The sequence below is a fragment of the Bacillus sp. Bvel1 genome (assembly GCF_014872755.1).
Taxonomy (GTDB): domain Bacteria; phylum Bacillota; class Bacilli; order Bacillales; family Bacillaceae; genus Bacillus; species Bacillus velezensis.
In genome coordinates this window covers 158,330-177,569 of sequence record NZ_JAAOBZ010000008.1, presented here as the reverse complement: position 1 = coordinate 177,569, position 19,240 = coordinate 158,330, and the positions used below count along the sequence as shown (strand labels likewise).

The window sequence follows — 19,240 nt, the reverse complement described above, 5'->3', positions numbered from 1 at the left end:
TTGTGTTAAAATAACGACGATCATTTACAAGGGGTGAAGAAGATGTCGTTAAATTTTTACTGGTACCCTAAATGCGGAACGTGCCGTAATGCGAAAAAATGGCTGGAAGACCGCGGTAAGGAAATAAACGAAATACATATCGCGGAGGAAACTCCGTCGAAAGAAGAAATTAAAGACCTCTATGAAAAGAGCGGTCTTGAGCTCAAAAAGTTTTTCAACACGAGCGGAATGAAATACCGCGAGCTGAACTTAAAGGAAAAACTGTACCATATGTCAGAGGATGAACAGCTCGAACTTCTGGCATCAGACGGTATGCTCCTGAAACGCCCGATTACGACAGACGGCGAAAAAGTCACTGTCGGCTTTAAAGAAGACCAATTCGAAAAATATTGGATGTAATGCCAGGTTCAAAGAATTATGGTATCTTCTTATTATAAGAAAAAAATGGAGGGATTTAGATGAGCACACCGAAAGATATGCGTTATTCCAAAGAGCACGAATGGGTCAAAGTTGAGGACGGAAAAGCCCGTATCGGGATTACACATTTCGCGCAAGCCGAACTTGGCGACATCGTATTTGTCGAGCTTCCGGAAGTCGGCGCCGAAATTAAAGCGGACGAGCCATTCGGCAGCGTGGAATCCGTCAAAACCGTATCCGAACTGTACGCACCGATTAACGGAACGGTGACGGAAGTGAACGAAGACCTTGATGACAGTCCTGAATTCGTAAACGAGTCTCCGTATGAAAAAGCGTGGATGATCGTCGTGGAACCGGCTGATGCTGAAGAAATCGAAAACCTCATGACTTCTGAGCAATATGACGAAATGACACAGGAAGACTGATCGGATAGCAAAGGAGCCATTTGGACACTCTATCTGTAACGGGAGGTGTCTAAAATGGCTTTTGATAAACAAAAGGTCGATGTGACGGAGAACGTCACGGGCCGCTTTCAAAACGGCCGGTTTTCCTTGTTTCATGAAAATGAAGCCATCGGCGAGATGACAGGCATGGACCAGTACGAGCTCAAACAGGGCTTTTCATTTGAAAATCAAAAATTTTATAAAACAGCCGATGTCATAAACGGCAGCGATCCGAAATATGTCGATTGCGATTATGAGAATGGCTGGTGTTAACAGTTGGCGGTGAATTTCACTGCCTTCTTTTTCAATCTGACGCTAAAACAATCGGCAGGTGACGCGCTTATGTACAACGGAGATGAAAAGGTCATTATCGTAGAAGGAAAATCTGATAAAATCAAAGTCAGTGAAGTGCTCATCGAACCCGCGGAAATCGTCTGTACAAACGGGACGATCGGCCAAACCGAACTGGAAGAGTTGGCGGACCGCCTGTTTGACAGAGACGTCTATATTTTAACGGACGCAGATGACTCCGGAGAAAAATTAAGAAAACAGCTGAAACGGGAGCTTCCCGAAGCGCGCCATATTTATATAGACAGAACATACAGGCAAGTCGAGTCGTGCCCGGGCCATCATCTCGCATCTGTGCTGATCAGAGCCGGCTTTGATGCTGACACTGTATTTTTGAAAAAGAACGACCTGAGGTGGTAATCATGAAAGAACTCCAAGAAAATGAACTCGAATCGATTCAGGATGACGTTTATCTCCTGTATTTGTACACCCCGTTTTGCGGCACATGCCAGCTGGCGTCCAAAATGCTTACTGTCGTCGAAGAAATGCTGCCCGGCGCCGCCTTCTATAAAAACAACGTGAATTATTCCCCCGCATTCGCCAAAGCCTATCAGATTGAAAGCGTTCCGTGCTTTTTGCTGTTTAAAGGCGGAGAGCTTGTTGAGAAAGGATACGCCTTCCGCTCCGTTTCCTATTTATATGAGCTGATTAAACAAAAAACATCGCAAACGTTCCCGATGTGACAATATTTACAGGAAAATGTCGTGCGGTTTATAAAGGGTTCTGTCCGTTAAAAAGAGAAAGTGTATGTATGGCCATTAAAACGGGAGGTTATACGAGTGGAGAAAATAGAAGTTTCAGAGAATGACGGACAGCATCTGTTTTTGAAACCGCTATTAAACGCCTCAACGCTGCTGATTACATTCCAAGGAGAAACAGAAGCCTTAACGGTCTCAATTAACGGACAGGGAGAAATGAGAAAAACGTCGGCTTCAAAGGAGAAATCTAATTTGACCTTTTACGGAAACCAGACGGAAATCATCCATCTCCTGCATGGTGATGTCTCTTTGCAAAAGCTTATCCAAAGCGGAAAACTCAAAGTGAAAGGATCATTCAGAGCTCTGCTGAAGCTGGAGGCCATCCTCTGGCTGACAAACGGATTTTTTCAGGCGATCAGTAAACGGCCGTAACTGCCAATCTACTATGTGACAATAGCTTCCAATATTTATTTTATTGACTTTTTATCATTCGCCGTGCTATTCTACAGTAAGAATTTCCGGACGAAAATACGATATGTTTTCTCTTATCAAGAGAGGTGGAGGGAAGTGCCCTATGAAGCCCGGCAACCATCAACAATGTTGAAATGGTGCCAATTCACTCGAAGCGGTCTGCTTTGAAAGATGAGAGAAAGGCCTTTTTCAATAAGCCTTTCTGCTCATTTTTGCAGAAAGGCTTTTCTTTTGCGGAGAAACCCGGAAGATTTCTTAGAATAGTGTAAGGCGGGTGATTGCTTTGATCCATCTTCAAAATGTTTCAAAAATTTACAAAGCGAAGCATGGGGATGTCAATGCTGTCCAAGATGTCACTCTTGATATCAAAAAGGGCGAAATATTTGGAATTATAGGATATAGCGGAGCTGGTAAAAGTTCCTTAATCCGTCTCCTGAACGGCCTTGAAAAGCCGACGTCGGGAACCGTGGAAGTCGCGGGGACGGAATTAAATAAAGTAAGCAGCCGCGGGCTGAGAAAAGCGCGCCAGGAAATCAGCATGATCTTCCAGCATTTTAACCTTTTGTGGTCGCGCACCGTCCGGGAGAATATTATGTTCCCGCTGGAAATCGCCGGCGTAAAAAAAAGCGAACGGGTCCGCCGCGCTGATGAATTGATTAAACTGGTCGGATTAGAGGGGAAAGAAAAATCTTATCCGTCGCAGCTGAGCGGCGGTCAAAAGCAGCGTGTCGGCATCGCCCGGGCGCTCGCTAATAATCCGAAAGTCCTTCTGTGCGATGAAGCGACATCAGCGCTCGATCCGCAGACGACCGATTCAATTTTGGATCTTTTATCCGATATAAACGACAGACTCGGTCTGACGATCGTGCTCATTACCCATGAAATGCACGTCATCCGAAAAATCTGCAACAGAGTCGCCGTCATGGAAAACGGGAAAGTCGTTGAAGAAGGCGAAGTACTCCAAGTTTTCAGAAACCCGCGCGAACCGATGACCAAGCGTTTCGTTCAGCAGGTGACAGAACCGGAGGAGACGAAAGAAACCATCCAGCATTTTCTGCAGGAAACAGCGACAGGGAAAACGATTCAGCTTTCATTTGTCGGGCAGGCCGCCGAGCAGCCCCTCATTACGGAAATGATCCGAAACTTTGATGTGGACGTCAATATTCTGCAGGGGAAAATTTCACAGACGAAGGACGGAGCTTACGGTTCATTATTCATTCATATTGACGGTCAGGAAAAAGAAGTAGAAAACGTGATCCGGTTCATCAAAGACAAACAGGTAGAAGCAGAGGTGATCACAAATGTTTGAAAAATGGTTCCCGAACGTTGATATAACCGAGCTGTGGACGGCCACATATGAGACCCTTTATATGACGGTCATCGCTTTAGTTTTTTCATTTATCATCGGAGCGATTCTCGGTCTTCTGCTCTTTTTAACGGGCAAGGGAAGCTTATGGGAAAATAAAATCATTAACACCGTGATTGCGGCGGTCGTTAATATTTTCAGGTCTATTCCGTTTCTTATTTTAATTATTCTGCTTCTCGGCTTTACTAAGATTCTGGTCGGATCGATTTTAGGACCGAATGCCGCATTGCCGGCGCTGATTATCGGCTCCGCGCCGTTTTACGCCCGTCTTGCGGAAATTGCGCTCCGGGAAGTCGATAAAGGAGTCATCGAAGCTGCCAGATCAATGGGAGCAAAGACATCGACGATTATCTTCAAAGTGCTGATTCCTGAATCAATGCCTGCGTTAATTTCAGGCATCACCGTGACGGCCATCGCCCTGATCGGATCTACCGCCATTGCCGGCGCCATCGGTTCAGGCGGACTCGGAAACCTTGCATATGTAGAAGGCTACCAGTCCAATAATACGGATGTAACGTTTGTAGCGACAGTATTTATACTCATCATCGTCTTTATCATTCAGATTATCGGTGATGTAATTACAAATATAATAGACAAAAGATAAGGGAGGATTTACATTGAAAAAGATTGTATTAAGTGCGCTGCTGCTTGTGTTCGCGGGAGTTTTAGCCGCCTGCGGATCAAACGGCTCGAATAAAAAGGAAATCGTTGTCGCCGCGACAAAAACACCGCATGCTGAAATCTTAAAAGAAGCGGAACCGCTCTTGAAGGAAAAAGGCTACACATTAAAAGTAAAAGTGCTGAACGATTACAAAATGTACAACAAAGCGTTAGCTGATAATGAAGTGGATGCGAACTACTTCCAGCACGTTCCTTACCTTGAACAGGAAATGAAAGAAAATAAAGATTACAAACTCGTGAATGCCGGAGCCGTTCACCTTGAGCCATTCGGAGTTTACACGAAAAAATACAAATCACTGAAAGACCTGCCTAAAGGCGCGACCATCATCATGACTAACAATGTCGCTGAACAAGGCCGTATGCTGGCGATGCTTGAAAAAGCCGGACTGATCACACTTGATCCGAAGGTAAAAACGATTGAAGCGACTACGAAAAACATTACGAAAAACCCGAAAAACCTGACATTCAAAAAAATCGCCCCTGAATTAACGGCGAAAGCATATAATGAAGAAGAAGGCGATGCAGTCTTCATTAACGTCAACTATGCGATTCAAAACAAACTGAATCCGTTAAAAGATGCGATTCAAGTGGAATCAACGAAAAACAACCCGTACGCAAACATCATCGCCGTACGCAAAGGTGACGAAAAATCAGAGAAAATCAAAGCGCTTATGGAAGTGCTTCACTCTAAGAAAATCAAAGACTTTATTGAGAAAAAATACGACGGAGCCGTGCTTCCCGTATCTGAATAAAGCGAAAACCCCGGATGAATCATCCGGGGTTTTTTTTCGGGTATTAATCGGAGAACTGTCCATAATAAAAAGGAAGGTTAACGATTGGAGGGAATGGCAGTGGCTCAATACCAGGATAACGGAAAAAGCGTGCATGACGCATTGAAACAATATAAAGAAGGTTTAGGCATATTCGAGCAAAAAATGCCGATGATGGGGCGGAAGTTTAATGAATTTACTGAGCAGTGTTTCTCAGCAGATTCATTAACTGAAAAAGAGAAACAATTAATCGCTCTGGGCATCAGCATCAGCGCTCAAGATGAATTTTGCATGATTTATCATACGAAGGGCTGCCTTGACCAAGGGGCCACAGAAGAAAACATCCTTGAGGTCATCAGCGTCGCGGCGGCATTCGGGGGCGGCGCGGCTCTCAGTCAGGGAGTGACCCTCGTGCAGCAGTGTATTCAGGAATTCGGACATACGACGCATTAGAATGAGCAATCGTGTGAATACCGTTTTTCAGATAAAGCGAGCGCCGGTTTCCGGCACATTCGAAAGGATTCAGGGGCACACCCTCTTTGGCCGGAGCAGCGGATCATTGTTACAATAGAAACAAATATATGAAGGGATTGATTCATTATCTGCACCAGCCACGAGAGACTGGACCTTGACTATACGCCTGAAATGGAAAAAGCGATGCAGAAGTCACACGGCATCGGCTACGAGGAATACGGACGGCGTCTTTCAAAAAGGATGGAAGTCGAACGGCAGAGGGAGCTTGAATATCAAAAAAGCAAGTTCCTCGCAGCGCAGCTTAATGAGAAAATCGGTCAGTAAAAAAGGGTGGATTTCCGCCCTTTTTCTGTTTCAAACAGCTTTAATTACGCCTTGATCTTTGATAAACTTTAGGAATGTTCCGGGTAATATAAAAAGTTGTATTTACTTTTCATTTGTTATAAAATTAGAATGAGAATAAATTGAGAATAATGATTATATATTTTGGAGGTATAGATATGGCTGCTTCAACATTAACGATCAAGGATCTTCACGTTGAAATCGAAGGAAAAGAGATCTTAAAAGGTGTAAACCTTGAAATAAAAGGCGGCGAATTCCACGCTGTCATGGGGCCGAACGGTACCGGTAAATCCACGCTCTCAGCAGCGATTATGGGACACCCGAAATACGAAGTTACAAAAGGCAGCATCACGCTTGACGGCAAAGATGTACTGGAAATGGAAGTGGACGAGCGCGCTCAGGCGGGTCTTTTCCTTGCGATGCAGTACCCAAGCGAAATCAGCGGTGTGACAAATGCCGATTTCCTTCGCTCTGCGATTAACGCACGCCGTGAAGAAGGCGATGAAATTTCTCTTATGAAATTCATCCGCAAAATGGACGAAAACATGGAGTTCCTTGAAATGGACCCTGAAATGGCGCAGCGTTACCTGAACGAAGGTTTCTCAGGCGGGGAGAAAAAACGCAACGAAATCCTTCAGCTTATGATGATCGAGCCGAAAATCGCCATTCTTGACGAGATCGATTCAGGTCTTGATATCGATGCGCTTAAAGTCGTTTCTAAAGGAATCAACAAAATGCGCAGCGAAAACTTCGGCTGCTTAATGATCACTCACTACCAGCGCCTTCTGAACTACATCACGCCTGATGTCGTTCACGTTATGATGCAGGGACGCGTAGTGAAATCCGGCGGCGCGGAGCTTGCACAGCGCCTTGAAGCGGAAGGTTATGACTGGATTAAACAGGAACTAGGCATTGAAGACGAAACTGTAGGCCAAGAAGCGTAAGCGTTAGGGGGATAATCATGACATTGGAAACGAAACTATCCGTAGATCAGGAATATGTCAAAGGCTTTTCCGAAAAGCATCAAGAACCTGCCTGGCTGAAAAACCTGCGCTTACAGGCTCTTGAAAAAGCTGAAGATCTGCCGCTGCCTAAGCCTGATAAAACAAAAATCACAAATTGGAACTTTACAAAGTTCAACAAGCATACAGTAGAAAACGCGCCGCTTGCTTCTTTAGAAGATTTAGCTGATGAAGCAAAAGCGCTGATCGATATCGAAAACGAAGACAAAACGTTATATGTGCAGCGTGATCAAACGCCTGCTTTCCTTTCTCTTTCCAAAGAACTGAAAGACAAAGGCGTTATTTTCACGGACATCTTAACGGCTGCCCGTGAGCACAGCGACCTCGTTGAGAAATACTTCATGAAAGACGGCGTAAAGGTCGACGAGCATAAACTGACTGCGCTTCATGCGGCATTAATGAACGGCGGGGCATTCCTTTATGTTCCTAAAAACGTTCAGGTGGAGACGCCTGTTCAGGCCGTTTACGTTCATGAAAGCAATGACACGGCATTGTTCAACCACGTGCTGATCGTCGCTGAAGACCACAGCTCCGTCACTTACGTTGAGAACTACATCAGCACGGTGAATCCGAAAGAAGCGGTATTCAACATTATCAGTGAAGTGGTCACAGGTGATAATGCCAGCGTGACGTACGGCGCCGTTGACAACCTGTCAGCAGGTGTCACAACATACGTCAACCGCCGCGGAGCCGCGCGCGGACGAGACAGCAAAATCGAGTGGGCGCTCGGACTGATGAACGACGGCGACACGATTTCTGAAAACACGACAAACCTCTACGGAGACGGCACATACGGCGATACGAAAACCGTAGTTGTCGGAAGAGGAGAACAGACGGAAAACTTTACGACGCAGATCATCCACTTCGGTAAGGCTTCTGAAGGCTATATCCTGAAGCACGGAGTCATGAAAGATGCCGCATCTTCCATCTTTAACGGAATCGGCAAAATCGAGCACGGCGCGTCTAAAGCAAACGCTGAACAGGAATCCCGCGTCCTGATGCTGAGTGAAAAAGCACGCGGAGATGCAAACCCGATTCTCTTAATTGATGAAGACGATGTAACTGCAGGACATGCGGCATCTGTCGGCCGTGTGGATCCGATCCAGCTTTACTACTTAATGAGCCGCGGAATTCCGAAAGAAGAAGCGGAGCGCTTAGTCATTTACGGATTCCTTGCTCCGGTGGTAAAAGAGCTTCCGATTGAAGGAGTTAAGAAACAGCTCGTCTCCGTCATCGAAAGGAAAGTAAAATAATGAATATCACCGATATTCGTGAACAGTTCCCGATCCTTCATCAGCAAGTGAACGGACATGACCTCGTGTACCTTGACAGTGCGGCGACTTCCCAGAAGCCGCGTGCTGTCATTGAAGCAGTGGATCAGTATTACAGCAAATACAATTCCAATGTTCACAGAGGCGTTCATACTCTTGGCACGAGAGCGACAGACGGCTATGAAGGTGCGCGTGAAAAAGTCCGTAAGTTTATCAATGCGAAGTCAATGGCTGAGGTCATTTTCACAAAAGGCACGACAACTTCACTGAATATGGTGGCGCTGAGCTATGCCCGCGCCAGCTTAAAACCCGGTGATGAAGTGGTCATCACCCAAATGGAGCATCATGCGAATATCATTCCGTGGCAGCAGGCAGTAAAAGCAACCGGCGCGACTTTAAAATATATCCCGATGCAGGAAGACGGCACGCTTTCGCTGGACGACGTCCGGCAGACTGTCACAAGCCATACGAAGATCGTGGCAGTCGCTCATGTGTCAAACGTGCTCGGCACGATCAACCCGATTAAAGAGATCGCCAAAATCGCTCATGACAATGGCGCTGTCATCGTGGTGGACGGGGCGCAGAGCACACCGCACATGAAAATTGACGTTCAGGACCTGGATTGCGACTTCTTCGCGCTTTCTTCCCATAAAATGTGCGGCCCGACGGGAATCGGCGTGCTGTACGGCAAGAAAGAACTGCTTGAGAATATGGAGCCGGCCGAATTTGGCGGCGAAATGATCGACTTTGTAGGGCTTTATGAATCAACTTGGAAAGAGCTTCCGTGGAAATTTGAAGCAGGCACGCCGATTATCGCAGGTGCGATCGGATTGGGAGCCGCGATTGATTTTCTTGAAGAGATCGGACTCGACGAGATTTCCCGGCATGAGCATAAGCTTGCAGCCTATGCGCTTGACCGTTTCGAGCAGCTGGACGGCGTGACGGTATACGGTCCGAAAGAGCGGGCGGGACTTGTGACATTTAATCTTGATGAGGTTCACCCTCATGATGTCGCGACTGTCCTCGATGCTGAGGGCATTGCGGTCAGAGCCGGCCATCATTGCGCCCAGCCGCTCATGAAATGGCTGGATGTATCTGCTACTGCGAGAGCGAGTTTTTATCTGTATAATACAGAGGAAGAGATCGATAAGCTCGCGGAAGCCCTCCAAAAGACAAAGGAGTACTTTACAAATGTCTTTTAATGCAAATTTAGATACATTATACAGACAAGTGATCATGGATCATTACAAAAATCCGCGCAACAAAGGGGTTTTGGATGACAGCATCGTCGTCGATATGAACAACCCGACTTGCGGCGACCGGATCCGACTGACAATGAAGCTTGACGGCGATACCGTTCAGGAAGCGAAGTTTGAAGGGGAAGGCTGTTCTATCTCCATGGCTTCAGCTTCCATGATGACGCAGGCGATTAAAGGAAAAGATATTGATACCGCCCTTTCCATGTCTAAGATTTTCTCAGACATGATGCAAGGGAAAGAGTATGACGACTCAATAGATCTCGGGGATATTGAAGCCCTTCAAGGCGTTTCGAAATTCCCGGCCCGGATTAAATGTGCCACCCTTTCATGGAAAGCACTTGAAAAAGGAGTCGCTGGCGAAAAAGGCGGCAATTAAAAGATTGGAGTGAAAATGGATGGCTAAAAAAATGCCTGAAATTGGTGAATACAAGTACGGTTTTCACGATAAGGACGTTTCCATTTTCCGTTCAGAGCGCGGATTGACAAAAGAAATCGTAGAAGAAATTTCACGCATGAAAGAAGAGCCTCAATGGATGCTTGATTTCCGCCTGAAATCTCTTGAGCATTTCTACAACATGCCGATGCCGCAGTGGGGCGGGGATTTAAACTCTTTAAACTTTGACGAAATTACGTATTACGTAAAGCCGTCTGAGCGTTCAGAGCGTTCTTGGGATGAAGTGCCTGAGGAAATTAAACAGACATTTGACAAACTCGGTATTCCTGAAGCTGAGCAAAAATACCTTGCCGGTGTTTCTGCACAGTACGAATCCGAAGTTGTGTACCACAATATGAAAGAAGATCTTGAAGCGCAAGGCATTGTCTTCAAAGACACAGACAGCGCGCTGAAAGAAAATGAAGACATTTTCCGCGAGCACTGGGCGAAAGTCATTCCGCCGACTGATAACAAGTTTGCGGCGCTGAACTCAGCTGTTTGGTCCGGCGGATCTTTCATCTACGTGCCTAAAGGCGTGAAGGTTGAAACACCGCTTCAAGCTTACTTCCGCATCAACTCTGAAAACATGGGTCAGTTCGAACGTACGCTGATCATCGTTGACGAAGAAGCAAGCGTTCATTACGTAGAGGGCTGTACGGCTCCTGTGTACACAACAAACTCGCTTCACAGCGCGGTTGTTGAAATCATCGTCAAAAAAGGCGGCTACTGCCGTTATACAACAATTCAAAACTGGGCGAACAACGTTTACAACTTAGTAACGAAACGTACGGTTTGTGAAGAAAACGCGACGATGGAATGGGTTGACGGAAACATCGGTTCTAAATTAACGATGAAATATCCGGCTGTCATTCTGAAAGGTGAAGGCGCGCGCGGCATGACGCTTTCTATCGCTCTTGCGGGCAAAGGACAGCATCAGGACGCAGGTGCGAAAATGATTCACCTTGCACCGAATACGTCATCCACAATCGTATCAAAATCGATTTCGAAACAAGGCGGAAAAGTAACATACCGCGGTATCGTCCACTTCGGACGAAAAGCGGACGGCGCCCGTTCAAACATCGAGTGTGATACGCTCATTATGGATAATAAATCAACTTCTGATACAATCCCTTACAATGAAATCCTGAACGACAACATTTCATTGGAGCACGAAGCGAAAGTATCAAAAGTTTCTGAAGAACAGCTTTTCTACTTGATGAGCCGCGGTATTTCTGAAGAAGAAGCAACAGAAATGATCGTTATGGGCTTCATCGAGCCATTCACAAAAGAACTTCCGATGGAATACGCAGTTGAAATGAACCGTTTGATTAAGTTCGAAATGGAAGGCTCCATCGGTTAATAGTAAAACCCCGCCATATGGCGGGGTTTTTTTGTTTATTGAATAGTGAAATTTCCGTATTCGCTTGACCGGACATGAATCGGCCCGTTTAAATTGTAGTTCTTCTCTTTGACAATATCGCGGAAAACGTCGACACGGGCAACCGATTCTCTCCATTCATCCTGGGTGTCCTCATCTGACGGATTCATCAGATCGTCATAGCGTACATCCAAGAATTTATTGAGCCATTTCTTCTCGTCCGTTCCGTCTTTCGGTGACCCGCCCATTTTTTTGTTCGTGCGTTTAATCAGGGCATAAAAGGAGTCTGGATCATCACCGTCGCCATGCTGAATCACCGTATCGTACATCACCGCTTTGGCCAAGGCCGTTTTCAGTCCGGCATTTTCTGAACGTTTCATCGCCGGCTGATAATACAAGCTGTCGTTTACCTTATCCTGGGCAGCGCGGAAGGCTTTATCATTGCCAAGTGAGCGCCAGGCAGAAGCGAATCCTTTCAGATTGCTGATGTCATCGCTTTCGTCCTTCGCAAGACGACGCAATTCAGGCAAATACTTTTTCAATTTGTTATTCGGCACCGCTTTCGTATATACTTCGACTACTTCCAGCGCATCTCCGGTAGCCGTCGTAAAGCCGGCCCGCCCGCAAGTGTAACCTCTTCCGTCATCCAACGCTTCAACATATCCGTATTGGATTTCCGTCTTTCCGTTTTCAAAAATGCTGGTCAGCTGTTCCGCCCGGCGCTTCTGATCCTTATTCAGCCCGGCCGCAAAAACCGTACCGCTCATCATTAGGGTGAAAAACATGGTGAAAATAAGAGATGAAACCGCCGTCTTCTTCCAAAAACCTGCTTTTTTCTTCAAACTGATTTTCATTGCCATACCCCTTTCATATGTAAGTTACGCACTCAGTATACATGAGGGGGTGATTTTTTTGTTGAAAACACAAGAATTTGTCAATATTTTGAATCTTAAGCCCTATCCGGCGCTTCATAAAAAGAACGCACCTTCACCAGACAGACAATCCCGTTCTCGCATCATTCTCATCTGTAACATAGTCAACGCGGTGAAACCCGCATTGTACAGCCTGCTGAAAAGGGCTTCGAGCATGTCCGGATCTTTGCAATATAACGTTACATACGAGCAATCTGCGATGAGAAGCACAAGTTTACAGGAACTATCCAAATATTCCTCATACGTATTGATTTCCGTTACCATCCCGCTCGGGAAAGCTTTCAATTCAGCAAAAATCATATAATAAGGGTTTCCTTTCAGACGATGACGGAGTTCTTGACCCTGAATGATGCGCTGATTTTGCGTAAACAGGTCTGTATCGGTGTCTTCTTTGAATTCAGTATACGCCTCTCCATCACCGATAAACCACGTATAGGAAGAGATGGGGAACGGTTGTAATATATCTGCCGCAAACCGTCCGAATTGATTTGGGATGTTAAATGTAATGCCGCGTTTCACATGGTCGTATCTCCTTTCGGCTTTTGAATATTATGGTATAATAGTTGGATAAATATTGAAAGGACTTGACAGTATGACAACACGATACGGAATTGATGCGCCTTATGGAGCGTTTGGATTTATCTTTCTTGCGCTCCTTTATGCTGCAGCCACGTTATGCGGTATGATTCCTCCTTACTGGGGCTGGCTGACGGGCACCTTGTTTTTATTGCTCGGTCTTTGGATGCTCTTGTATTCAACGGCCATTAAACTTTCACACCGCCATCGCATTCTTGCGCTTTCCGGTTTAAGGCCGGACATGAAAGTGCTTGATATTGGGACGGGACGGGGGCTGCTAGCCATCGCCGCGGCTCAAAAAGGCGCTGACGTCTCAGCGATTGACAAATGGTCAAGCTGGGATCTGGGCGGAAACGGGAGAGACGCATTTGAAAAGAACAGACGGGCAGAAGGAGCGCCGGAAATTGATTTGTATGACGGACTCGCGCAAGCCATGCCGTTTCCTGATAAAACGTTTGACCTTGTCATTTCACATTTTGTCGTACATAACATTTCAGGCAGAAAAGAGAGGGAACGGGCGATCACGGAAATGGTGAGGGTGCTGAAGCCTGGCGGCACATTGGCCGTGTCAGATATAAAAAATACATCACAATACAGAGCAATTCTTGAGGAAAACGGCTTTCAGACAAGAACGTATTCCTTTTATTATACGTTTCCGTTTTCGAAACTTATCATTGCCGTCAGGACTCCGGTAGGAACCGGGCGCTCTATTTGTTAAAATAAATAAGACAAAACAGATAGAAAAGGTGTTACACATGAAGTCTTATATGATTATCGGAGCCGGCATTCTCGGTGCGTCCGCGGCTTATCATCTCGCAAAGGCCGGTGCGGATGTAACGGTCTTTGACAGGAAACACCCGGGGCAGGCGACTGACGCCGCGGCAGGGATCGTCTGCCCGTGGCTGTCGCAGCGCCGCAACCAGGCATGGTATGCGATCGCAAAAGGCGGAGCCCGCTATTATAACCAATTGATACAGCAGCTTGAAGCTGACGGAGAAACGGACACCGGCTATCAAAAGGTCGGTGCCGTCAGTCTCCATACGGATGAAAAAAAGCTCAGCCAAATGGAGGAAAGAGCTTATAAAAGAAGAGAGGACGCTCCTGAAATCGGTGACATTACAAGACTGACTCCGGCAGAAACGAAGGCGCTGTTCCCCGCGCTGTCGGAGGAATACGGGGCGGTTCATGTCAGCGGCGCGGCCCGGGTGAACGGGAGGGCGCTTCGTAAGGCGCTGTTAAACGCGGCCGTTAATCACGGCGCGGCTGTTTACAATGAAGAAGCGTCAATATTGACAGAGGACGGTGCCGTTATCGGTGTGAAAACCGCAGAACGCACGCTTACTGCCGGCCAGGTTCTCGTAACGGCCGGCGCTTGGGCGAGAGAGCTGCTTGAACCGCTCGGCATCCGTTTTTCAGTATCATACCAAAAGGCACAGATCGTTCATTTAGAGCTTCAGGGAGAGGATACGGGCGGCTGGCCCGTCGTCATGCCCCCAAACGATCAATACATTCTCGCCTTTGACAGCGGCAGAATCATAGCGGGCGCGACTCATGAAAACGATACCGGCATGGATTTGCGGGTGACGGCCGGCGGCCTCCGCGAGATTTTTGACAAAGCATTAACTGTGGCGCCGGGGCTTTCAGACAGTACTGTGATAGAGACAAGAGTCGGTTTCAGGCCGTTTACTCCCGGTTTTCTTCCCGTCATCGGCAAAGTGCCGAATATCAGCGGACTCCTCGTTGCCAACGGGCTGGGCGCCTCAGGGCTGACGAGCGGGCCGTATCTGGGGGCGGAACTGGCGAAACTCGCACTCGGCCAGCAGACGGAAATTGATTTGAGCCTTTATGATCCGGCCGGGGCGCTTGAATAAAAAATAGCTTTTGGCGCATTCTTATGATAGGATGGAGCTTTAATGAATAAGAGGACGTGACCCATTTTGATAAAAATAAACCTTCCTGCTCCTGATGTAACGATTACGGAACGGCAGCAGTCACCGTCGGAAAATGAACCGGCGATTAAAGCGATTTACGGTTTCATTGATTTTCACCGAATTCCGAGAGACAAAGGCGGCATCTTTATGTTTTATAACATTCATGATGAACTGCTGTTTGTCGGGAAAGCCCGTAAATTAAGACAAAGAATCAAAAAGCATTTTGAAGACAATGTGTCGCCTGTTAAACATCACAGGGACGAAGTGTATAAAATTGAAGTATGTGTCGTCAATGATCCGATGGAAAGGGAGATTTACGAAACGTACGCGATCAATACCCTTCAGTCGAAATACAACATTGAGAAAGTATTTTATAAATAAGAAAAACCGGAGCTTAAGGGCTCCGGTTTTCTTTATGTTTACAGTGCCAGCCACATCACTGCAATATGCACGATCAGCAGACAGTAAACGACGAGGAACAGCTGAACGACCTTTTTTCTGAATAACATGCAGATCATCATGAGCACAGGAAAAATCAGGACGCCGGCCGTTTTATTGATTGATGTATTCGGACGGTTCGACACGTCATAGTGAATGGCCATATCAGCAGGAAGAAACGGATAAAACACAATCGACAGAATAAAGGCGAGAACCACAGCTCCCCACAGCACCTTATCATTCATCAAAAACATATGAACACTCCCTTTTTTACCTATAATAGTATTTTAGTGTGAAAAAGTTCATTTTTCAGTATTTATTTGATGGCTGTGTGCTGTATGGGTATTTTTAAACGCGGCGGCCGCCATTGAGACGATCGCTCTTGCGGTAGCGGCCATCATTTTGACAGTAGCAAGCGTTGACGAAGATTCCGATTTAGGAAAAGAGCAGCTCATCGCTAATGTCGTTGACCGCATTAACGCACAGCACTGAGGATGAAGAAAGAAAACGCTAAGGAGACGAACCTTAGCGTTTTTTTGATTGAAGCATCTGTTTTAAATATGCTTCTGAATCAAAGCCGAGTTCCTCGTCGGCTTCTTTTTTCAGTTCAAGCTGAAGTCGCACATACGTGTCATATTTCGGGCTGAGCTTTTGAAGTAGATTGCTGAAAGGCGATCCTTCCTTCAGCGCGGGCAGATCAGAAGCGGATTCTCCGATCTTGATCAGGCTTTCTCTGTACTCTTCATCTGTCTCCACTCTTTTCACAAGCTGAATGATGATGTTTTTATGAGTGTCCCAAGTGGCGGGGTCTCTCTCCAAAATCCGCTCGATAAATTGGTCATGCTGGACTTTGTGCTGCTGGAGCTGAGCCGGGTCCTCCTTACCGACCAGCTGCATCATCGGGTGTGCAGCCGGAACTTCTTCCATATCATCCAATACTTTAATAAGCTTTGCCCATATCGTTTTTTTCTCATCTGTATCAATAGAAAAGTCGAGGAACGGTTCAAACAGCGCGGCGATAAATTCTCCGAAATCTCCCGGGAACAGTTTTTTCAGCTGAAGTCCCATATACTTCGGTTCATCTATTTTGACCTCGCCGATATCATGCAGAATTGAATCGACATTTTCCGCATCTTCCACGCGCTTGATCAGCATTTCAGTCAGTTTCCGTTCCTGCTCAAGCTCTTCAATCTGCCGGCTGAGCTTTTGATGCTGCTGGCGCAGTATATCATGCAGACTGCTGCCCTCTAAGAGGAACGCTTTAATATCGCTTACAGACAGTGCCAGCATTCGGAGGGCGGCAATCATTTTCAGCGTATTCACGTTCTGAGCGGAATACTCACGGTATCCGTTATCAGGGTTTTTGCTGACGTTGATTAAACCTTCCTGCTCATAATATTTGATGGCTTTTTTCGTGAGACCCGTCTGCCTGGCTGCTTCTTTTATATTCATTCTGAATCACTCCCTGCTTTTCATTCTAAACGTGTCTCTAAGGGTCAGGTCAAGAGAGGGCGGGAAATTAGCCGGGTTTATTCTATATATTAGAAATTTCAGAAAATATGATTGACAACGCACCTTTGTTGCGATTAATATAACGTTATATAATGTTATATAACATTATATAATAAAACACTGAGGAGTGAAGGATTTGAGTCAAACTGCCGCACAAGTGAATCACAAGGTTCAGGCTTTCTTGGATGATCTGAAAGGAAAAACGATTGACCACGTCTTTTTCGTCGCTTGCGGGGGTTCTTCAGCCATTATGTATCCGAGCAAGTACGTGTTTGACAGAGAGGCGAAAGCCATCAGCTCTGATCTCTACAGTTCAAATGAATTTATTCAGCGCAATCCCATTCAGCTCGGAGAGAACTCTCTGGTGATTTTATGTTCTCAGTCAGGCAATACGCCGGAAACGGTGAAAGCCGCCGGTTTCGCCAGAAAAAAAGGCGCGCTTACGATTGCAATGACCTTTGAGCCTGATTCGCCGTTAGCGAAAGAAGCCGAATATGTCGCGGTGTATGACTGGGGTGAGAACGCACAAGCGATAAATACGAATTACGGGGTTCTGTATCAAATCGTGTTCGGCGCTTTACACGTGCTGGAAAACCATCCCGCGTTTGAGCAGGCGATCGACGGACTCAATAAACTCCAGACCGTATATGACAAAGCGCTTAAACAAGAAGCGGATCACGCAAAGGCATTCGCGAAAGCCCACGAAAAAGAAGATATCATTTACACGATGGCAAGCGGTGCGAACTACGGCGTCGCTTACTCCTACAGCATCTGCATTCTCATGGAAATGCAATGGATTCATTCCCACGCCATTCATGCCGGAGAATATTTTCACGGACCGTTCGAAATCATTGATGAATCCGTTCCATTTATTATCCTGCTCGGCTTAGACGAAACAAGACCCCTTGAAGAGCGGGCGCTTTCCTTCTCAAAAAGATACGGCAAAAAACTGACTGTGCTTGATGCGGCAGCATATGATTTTTCCGGAATTGACGATTCTGTAAAAGGCTACCTGGCTCCTCTCGTATTAAACCGGGTGCTCAGAAGCTATGCGGATGCGCTGGCGGAAGCAAGGAACCATCCGTTAAGCCAGCGGCGTTACATGTGGAAAGTCGAATATTAAGAACGCGCATTATATTTCACCGGACTATAATGATATATAACGTTATAGTCCGGTGACAAAGGAGGAAAAGCATCTGAAAAAGCTCATCTGCCTGTTCGTTCTGTTAGCTGTATGTCTGTCAGCCGCCGCCTGTTCAAGCCAAAGCAGTTCCTCTGACGGAAAAGTGACCCTGAAGTTTTTTCACAGGTGGCCGAAGGAGCCGGAAAAAAGCTATTTTGAAGAAGCGGTCAAAGATTTTGAAGCCGCTCATCCGGATATTCATATCCAAACGGAAGCGGTCTTAAACGATTCTTATAAAGACAAGGTGAAAGTCATGCTCGGAACAACGAGCCCCCCTGATATTTTCTTTTCATGGAGCGACCGGTTTGCTTATAAATTCATCAAAGGAGATAAAGCCCTCGATCTGTCGTCTTACTATCAGCAGGATAAAGATTGGTCCTCACAGCTTGTGCAGTCACAAATCAAACCCTTTACGCATGACGGAAAACAGTACGGTGTTCCGTGGCAAATGGACGCTAAATCATTCTTTTATAATAAGGACATTTTTAATGCATTACATTTGAAGCCCCCGGCGACATGGGATGAACTGATCACAGTCTGTGAGAAATTGAAAGAGAACGGATATATTCCGATCAGTTTCGGCACAAAAGCGCCTTGGACCATTTCTCATTATATCGGGACGCTGAACCAGCGTATGGTGGATGAGAAAACGCGGGCGAAGGATTACAGCCCGGAAACCGGGGAGTTTACGGACGAAGGCTATGTCAAAGCGCTTGAAAAGCTTCAGGAACTTCTGCCGTACTTTACAAAGCACGTGAACTCCGTTGATCACGAATACGTGCGCCAGCAGTTTACGAGCGGCAAAGCGGCGATGATTTATGCGGAAACGGCAGAAATTAAGCTCGTCGAACCGGTCAATCTGGGCTTGTTTCCTTTCCCGAAAATCAGCGGCGAAAAGGGATCTCCCCGTGCACTGACCGGATCTCCCGAAGGATTTATGATTTCCTCAAAAACGAAGCACCCGAAAGAAGCCATGGAATTTCTTCAGTTTTTAACCTCGAAAAAAATGGGAGAGAAGCTGATAAAAGACGTCGGTAAATACAGCGCGGTTCAGGGAACGGCGACAGAAAACAATTCCACCCCGATCCAGCGCGAAGCCGTGCAGGATATCGTCCGCGCCGAAACAATGGTGCCGTGGTTTGATATGGATGTTGACGTTGAAATCGCCGATGTGTATGCGGCAGGCGTTCAGCAGATGCTCGGCGGCACAATGACACCGCGCGAGGTGATGAATTCCGTGCAGAAAGCGGCGCGTCAGGTCAAAGCGTCATCTGAATAGAACAGATTTCTTTGGA

At 46.4% G+C, this 19,240-nt stretch carries 25 protein-coding genes and 1 riboswitch; of the genes, 21 read left to right on the top strand and 4 right to left on the bottom strand.

The genetic code is table 11. From position 1 onward, the window contains the following. Positions 1-42 precede the first annotated feature (42 nt). From HAP68_RS15225 to sufB, 16 genes are all read left to right on the top strand, one after another. Positions 43-399 (top strand): arsenate reductase family protein, encoded by a 357-nt coding sequence (locus HAP68_RS15225; RefSeq protein WP_003151843.1) that lies wholly within the window; start codon positions 43-45, stop codon positions 397-399. Positions 400-458: 59 nt separating this feature from the next. Then, positions 459-842, top strand: coding sequence for a glycine cleavage system protein GcvH (gene gcvH, locus HAP68_RS15220; protein WP_003151844.1), 384 nt, complete (start codon positions 459-461; stop codon positions 840-842). Between the two features lie 54 nt (positions 843-896). Then, positions 897-1,133, top strand: coding sequence for a YusG family protein (locus HAP68_RS15215; RefSeq protein ID WP_003151845.1), 237 nt, complete (start codon positions 897-899; stop codon positions 1,131-1,133). A 69-nt stretch (positions 1,134-1,202) separates the two neighbouring features. Then, positions 1,203-1,568 carry a toprim domain-containing protein gene (locus tag HAP68_RS15210; RefSeq protein ID WP_184123317.1) on the top strand — a complete coding sequence of 122 codons (366 nt, stop codon included), beginning with the start codon at positions 1,203-1,205 and terminating at the stop codon, positions 1,566-1,568. A gap of 2 nt (positions 1,569-1,570) precedes the next feature. Then, positions 1,571-1,891, top strand: a complete 321-nt coding sequence (locus HAP68_RS15205; protein ID WP_003151847.1) for a thioredoxin family protein — start codon at positions 1,571-1,573, stop codon at positions 1,889-1,891. A gap of 96 nt (positions 1,892-1,987) precedes the next feature. Next, positions 1,988-2,338, top strand: a complete 351-nt coding sequence (locus tag HAP68_RS15200; protein ID WP_003151848.1) for an SCP2 sterol-binding domain-containing protein — start codon at positions 1,988-1,990, stop codon at positions 2,336-2,338. A gap of 110 nt (positions 2,339-2,448) precedes the next feature. Continuing rightward, a riboswitch (SAM riboswitch) is annotated at positions 2,449-2,555 on the top strand. A 105-nt stretch (positions 2,556-2,660) separates the two neighbouring features. Further along, positions 2,661-3,686, top strand: coding sequence for a methionine ABC transporter ATP-binding protein MetN (gene metN / locus HAP68_RS15195; protein WP_003151850.1), 1,026 nt, complete (start codon positions 2,661-2,663; stop codon positions 3,684-3,686). Beyond that, the gene (locus HAP68_RS15190; protein ID WP_003151851.1) at positions 3,679-4,347 is read left to right on the top strand and encodes a methionine ABC transporter permease; all 669 of its coding nucleotides are present in this window, start codon (positions 3,679-3,681) and stop codon (positions 4,345-4,347) included. Before metN ends, HAP68_RS15190 begins: the two co-directional genes overlap by 8 nt. A gap of 13 nt (positions 4,348-4,360) precedes the next feature. After that, positions 4,361-5,176: a methionine ABC transporter substrate-binding lipoprotein MetQ gene (gene metQ / locus HAP68_RS15185; protein WP_003151853.1), complete on the top strand. Its 816-nt coding sequence runs from the start codon at positions 4,361-4,363 to the stop codon at positions 5,174-5,176. A 93-nt stretch (positions 5,177-5,269) separates the two neighbouring features. Beyond that, a complete protein-coding gene (locus HAP68_RS15180; RefSeq protein WP_031306536.1) occupies positions 5,270-5,647 on the top strand; it encodes a carboxymuconolactone decarboxylase family protein in 378 nt (125 codons plus the stop codon). Positions 5,648-5,839: 192 nt separating this feature from the next. Beyond that, entirely contained in the window at positions 5,840-5,992 is a 153-nt protein-coding gene (locus tag HAP68_RS15175) for a YuzK family famiily protein (protein ID WP_003151857.1), read from the top strand. A 176-nt stretch (positions 5,993-6,168) separates the two neighbouring features. Continuing rightward, positions 6,169-6,954 carry a Fe-S cluster assembly ATPase SufC gene (sufC, locus tag HAP68_RS15170; protein WP_003151872.1) on the top strand — a complete coding sequence of 262 codons (786 nt, stop codon included), beginning with the start codon at positions 6,169-6,171 and terminating at the stop codon, positions 6,952-6,954. 17 nt (positions 6,955-6,971) lie between these two features. Next, positions 6,972-8,285, top strand: a complete 1,314-nt coding sequence (sufD, locus tag HAP68_RS15165) for a Fe-S cluster assembly protein SufD (protein WP_003151874.1) — start codon at positions 6,972-6,974, stop codon at positions 8,283-8,285. After that, positions 8,285-9,505, top strand: a complete 1,221-nt coding sequence (sufS, locus tag HAP68_RS15160) for a cysteine desulfurase SufS (RefSeq protein WP_007410089.1) — start codon at positions 8,285-8,287, stop codon at positions 9,503-9,505. Before sufD ends, sufS begins: the two co-directional genes overlap by 1 nt. Next, on the top strand, positions 9,495-9,938 hold the full coding sequence (gene sufU / locus HAP68_RS15155) for a Fe-S cluster assembly sulfur transfer protein SufU (protein WP_003151877.1): 444 nt from the start codon (positions 9,495-9,497) through the stop codon (positions 9,936-9,938). Before sufS ends, sufU begins: the two co-directional genes overlap by 11 nt. A 19-nt stretch (positions 9,939-9,957) precedes the next feature. Further along, the gene (gene sufB, locus HAP68_RS15150) at positions 9,958-11,355 is read left to right on the top strand and encodes a Fe-S cluster assembly protein SufB (RefSeq protein WP_003151878.1); all 1,398 of its coding nucleotides are present in this window, start codon (positions 9,958-9,960) and stop codon (positions 11,353-11,355) included. Between the two features lie 35 nt (positions 11,356-11,390). On the opposite strand, the gene csn is transcribed toward sufB, so the two are convergent. Then, positions 11,391-12,227, bottom strand: coding sequence for a chitosanase (gene csn, locus HAP68_RS15145; protein ID WP_003151879.1), 837 nt, complete (start codon positions 12,225-12,227; stop codon positions 11,391-11,393). A gap of 114 nt (positions 12,228-12,341) precedes the next feature. Next, positions 12,342-12,824, bottom strand: coding sequence for a DUF2691 family protein (locus HAP68_RS15140; protein ID WP_003151881.1), 483 nt, complete (start codon positions 12,822-12,824; stop codon positions 12,342-12,344). Positions 12,825-12,897: 73 nt separating this feature from the next. On the opposite strand from HAP68_RS15140, the gene HAP68_RS15135 reads away from it, so the two are divergent. From HAP68_RS15135 to HAP68_RS15125, 3 genes are all read left to right on the top strand, one after another. Next, positions 12,898-13,599 (top strand): class I SAM-dependent methyltransferase, encoded by a 702-nt coding sequence (locus tag HAP68_RS15135; protein WP_041482380.1) that lies wholly within the window; start codon positions 12,898-12,900, stop codon positions 13,597-13,599. A gap of 37 nt (positions 13,600-13,636) precedes the next feature. Beyond that, positions 13,637-14,752, top strand: a complete 1,116-nt coding sequence (locus tag HAP68_RS15130) for an NAD(P)/FAD-dependent oxidoreductase (protein WP_003151885.1) — start codon at positions 13,637-13,639, stop codon at positions 14,750-14,752. Positions 14,753-14,818: 66 nt separating this feature from the next. Further along, complete coding sequence (locus tag HAP68_RS15125; RefSeq protein ID WP_003151888.1) at positions 14,819-15,193, top strand: nucleotide excision repair endonuclease; 375 nt, start codon at positions 14,819-14,821, stop codon at positions 15,191-15,193. A 38-nt stretch (positions 15,194-15,231) separates the two neighbouring features. Here HAP68_RS15125 and HAP68_RS15120 read toward each other — a convergent pair whose 3' ends face one another. Both HAP68_RS15120 and HAP68_RS15110 read right to left on the bottom strand, forming a co-directional pair. After that, entirely contained in the window at positions 15,232-15,504 is a 273-nt protein-coding gene (locus tag HAP68_RS15120) for a DUF1648 domain-containing protein (RefSeq protein WP_007410095.1), read from the bottom strand. Between the two features lie 271 nt (positions 15,505-15,775). After that, a complete protein-coding gene (locus tag HAP68_RS15110) occupies positions 15,776-16,702 on the bottom strand; it encodes a MerR family transcriptional regulator (RefSeq protein ID WP_024085767.1) in 927 nt (308 codons plus the stop codon). A gap of 196 nt (positions 16,703-16,898) precedes the next feature. Here HAP68_RS15110 and HAP68_RS15105 point away from each other — a divergent pair, with 196 nt between their 5' ends. Together HAP68_RS15105 and HAP68_RS15100 are read left to right on the top strand one after the other, a co-directional pair. Further along, complete coding sequence (locus tag HAP68_RS15105) at positions 16,899-17,885, top strand: SIS domain-containing protein (protein WP_003151892.1); 987 nt, start codon at positions 16,899-16,901, stop codon at positions 17,883-17,885. 73 nt (positions 17,886-17,958) lie between these two features. Further along, positions 17,959-19,224: an ABC transporter substrate-binding protein gene (locus HAP68_RS15100; RefSeq protein WP_024085766.1), complete on the top strand. Its 1,266-nt coding sequence runs from the start codon at positions 17,959-17,961 to the stop codon at positions 19,222-19,224. Positions 19,225-19,240: the final 16 nt, after the last annotated feature.

Coding starts and splice junctions, on each gene's coding strand:
- HAP68_RS15225 (WP_003151843.1), top strand. CDS start 43: ATGTCGTTAAATTTTTACTGGTACCCTAAATGCGGAACGTGCCGTAAT.
- gcvH (WP_003151844.1), top strand. CDS start 459: ATGAGCACACCGAAAGATATGCGTTATTCCAAAGAGCACGAATGGGTC.
- HAP68_RS15215 (WP_003151845.1), top strand. CDS start 897: ATGGCTTTTGATAAACAAAAGGTCGATGTGACGGAGAACGTCACGGGC.
- HAP68_RS15210 (WP_184123317.1), top strand. CDS start 1,203: ATGTACAACGGAGATGAAAAGGTCATTATCGTAGAAGGAAAATCTGAT.
- HAP68_RS15205 (WP_003151847.1), top strand. CDS start 1,571: ATGAAAGAACTCCAAGAAAATGAACTCGAATCGATTCAGGATGACGTT.
- HAP68_RS15190 (WP_003151851.1), top strand. CDS start 3,679: ATGTTTGAAAAATGGTTCCCGAACGTTGATATAACCGAGCTGTGGACG.
- HAP68_RS15180 (WP_031306536.1), top strand. CDS start 5,270: ATGGCAGTGGCTCAATACCAGGATAACGGAAAAAGCGTGCATGACGCA.
- HAP68_RS15175 (WP_003151857.1), top strand. CDS start 5,840: ATGGAAAAAGCGATGCAGAAGTCACACGGCATCGGCTACGAGGAATAC.
- sufC (WP_003151872.1), top strand. CDS start 6,169: ATGGCTGCTTCAACATTAACGATCAAGGATCTTCACGTTGAAATCGAA.
- sufD (WP_003151874.1), top strand. CDS start 6,972: ATGACATTGGAAACGAAACTATCCGTAGATCAGGAATATGTCAAAGGC.
- sufS (WP_007410089.1), top strand. CDS start 8,285: ATGAATATCACCGATATTCGTGAACAGTTCCCGATCCTTCATCAGCAA.
- sufU (WP_003151877.1), top strand. CDS start 9,495: ATGTCTTTTAATGCAAATTTAGATACATTATACAGACAAGTGATCATG.
- sufB (WP_003151878.1), top strand. CDS start 9,958: ATGGCTAAAAAAATGCCTGAAATTGGTGAATACAAGTACGGTTTTCAC.
- csn (WP_003151879.1), bottom strand. CDS start 12,227: ATGAAAATCAGTTTGAAGAAAAAAGCAGGTTTTTGGAAGAAGACGGCG.
- HAP68_RS15135 (WP_041482380.1), top strand. CDS start 12,898: ATGACAACACGATACGGAATTGATGCGCCTTATGGAGCGTTTGGATTT.
- HAP68_RS15130 (WP_003151885.1), top strand. CDS start 13,637: ATGAAGTCTTATATGATTATCGGAGCCGGCATTCTCGGTGCGTCCGCG.
- HAP68_RS15120 (WP_007410095.1), bottom strand. CDS start 15,504: ATGTTTTTGATGAATGATAAGGTGCTGTGGGGAGCTGTGGTTCTCGCC.
- HAP68_RS15110 (WP_024085767.1), bottom strand. CDS start 16,702: ATGAATATAAAAGAAGCAGCCAGGCAGACGGGTCTCACGAAAAAAGCC.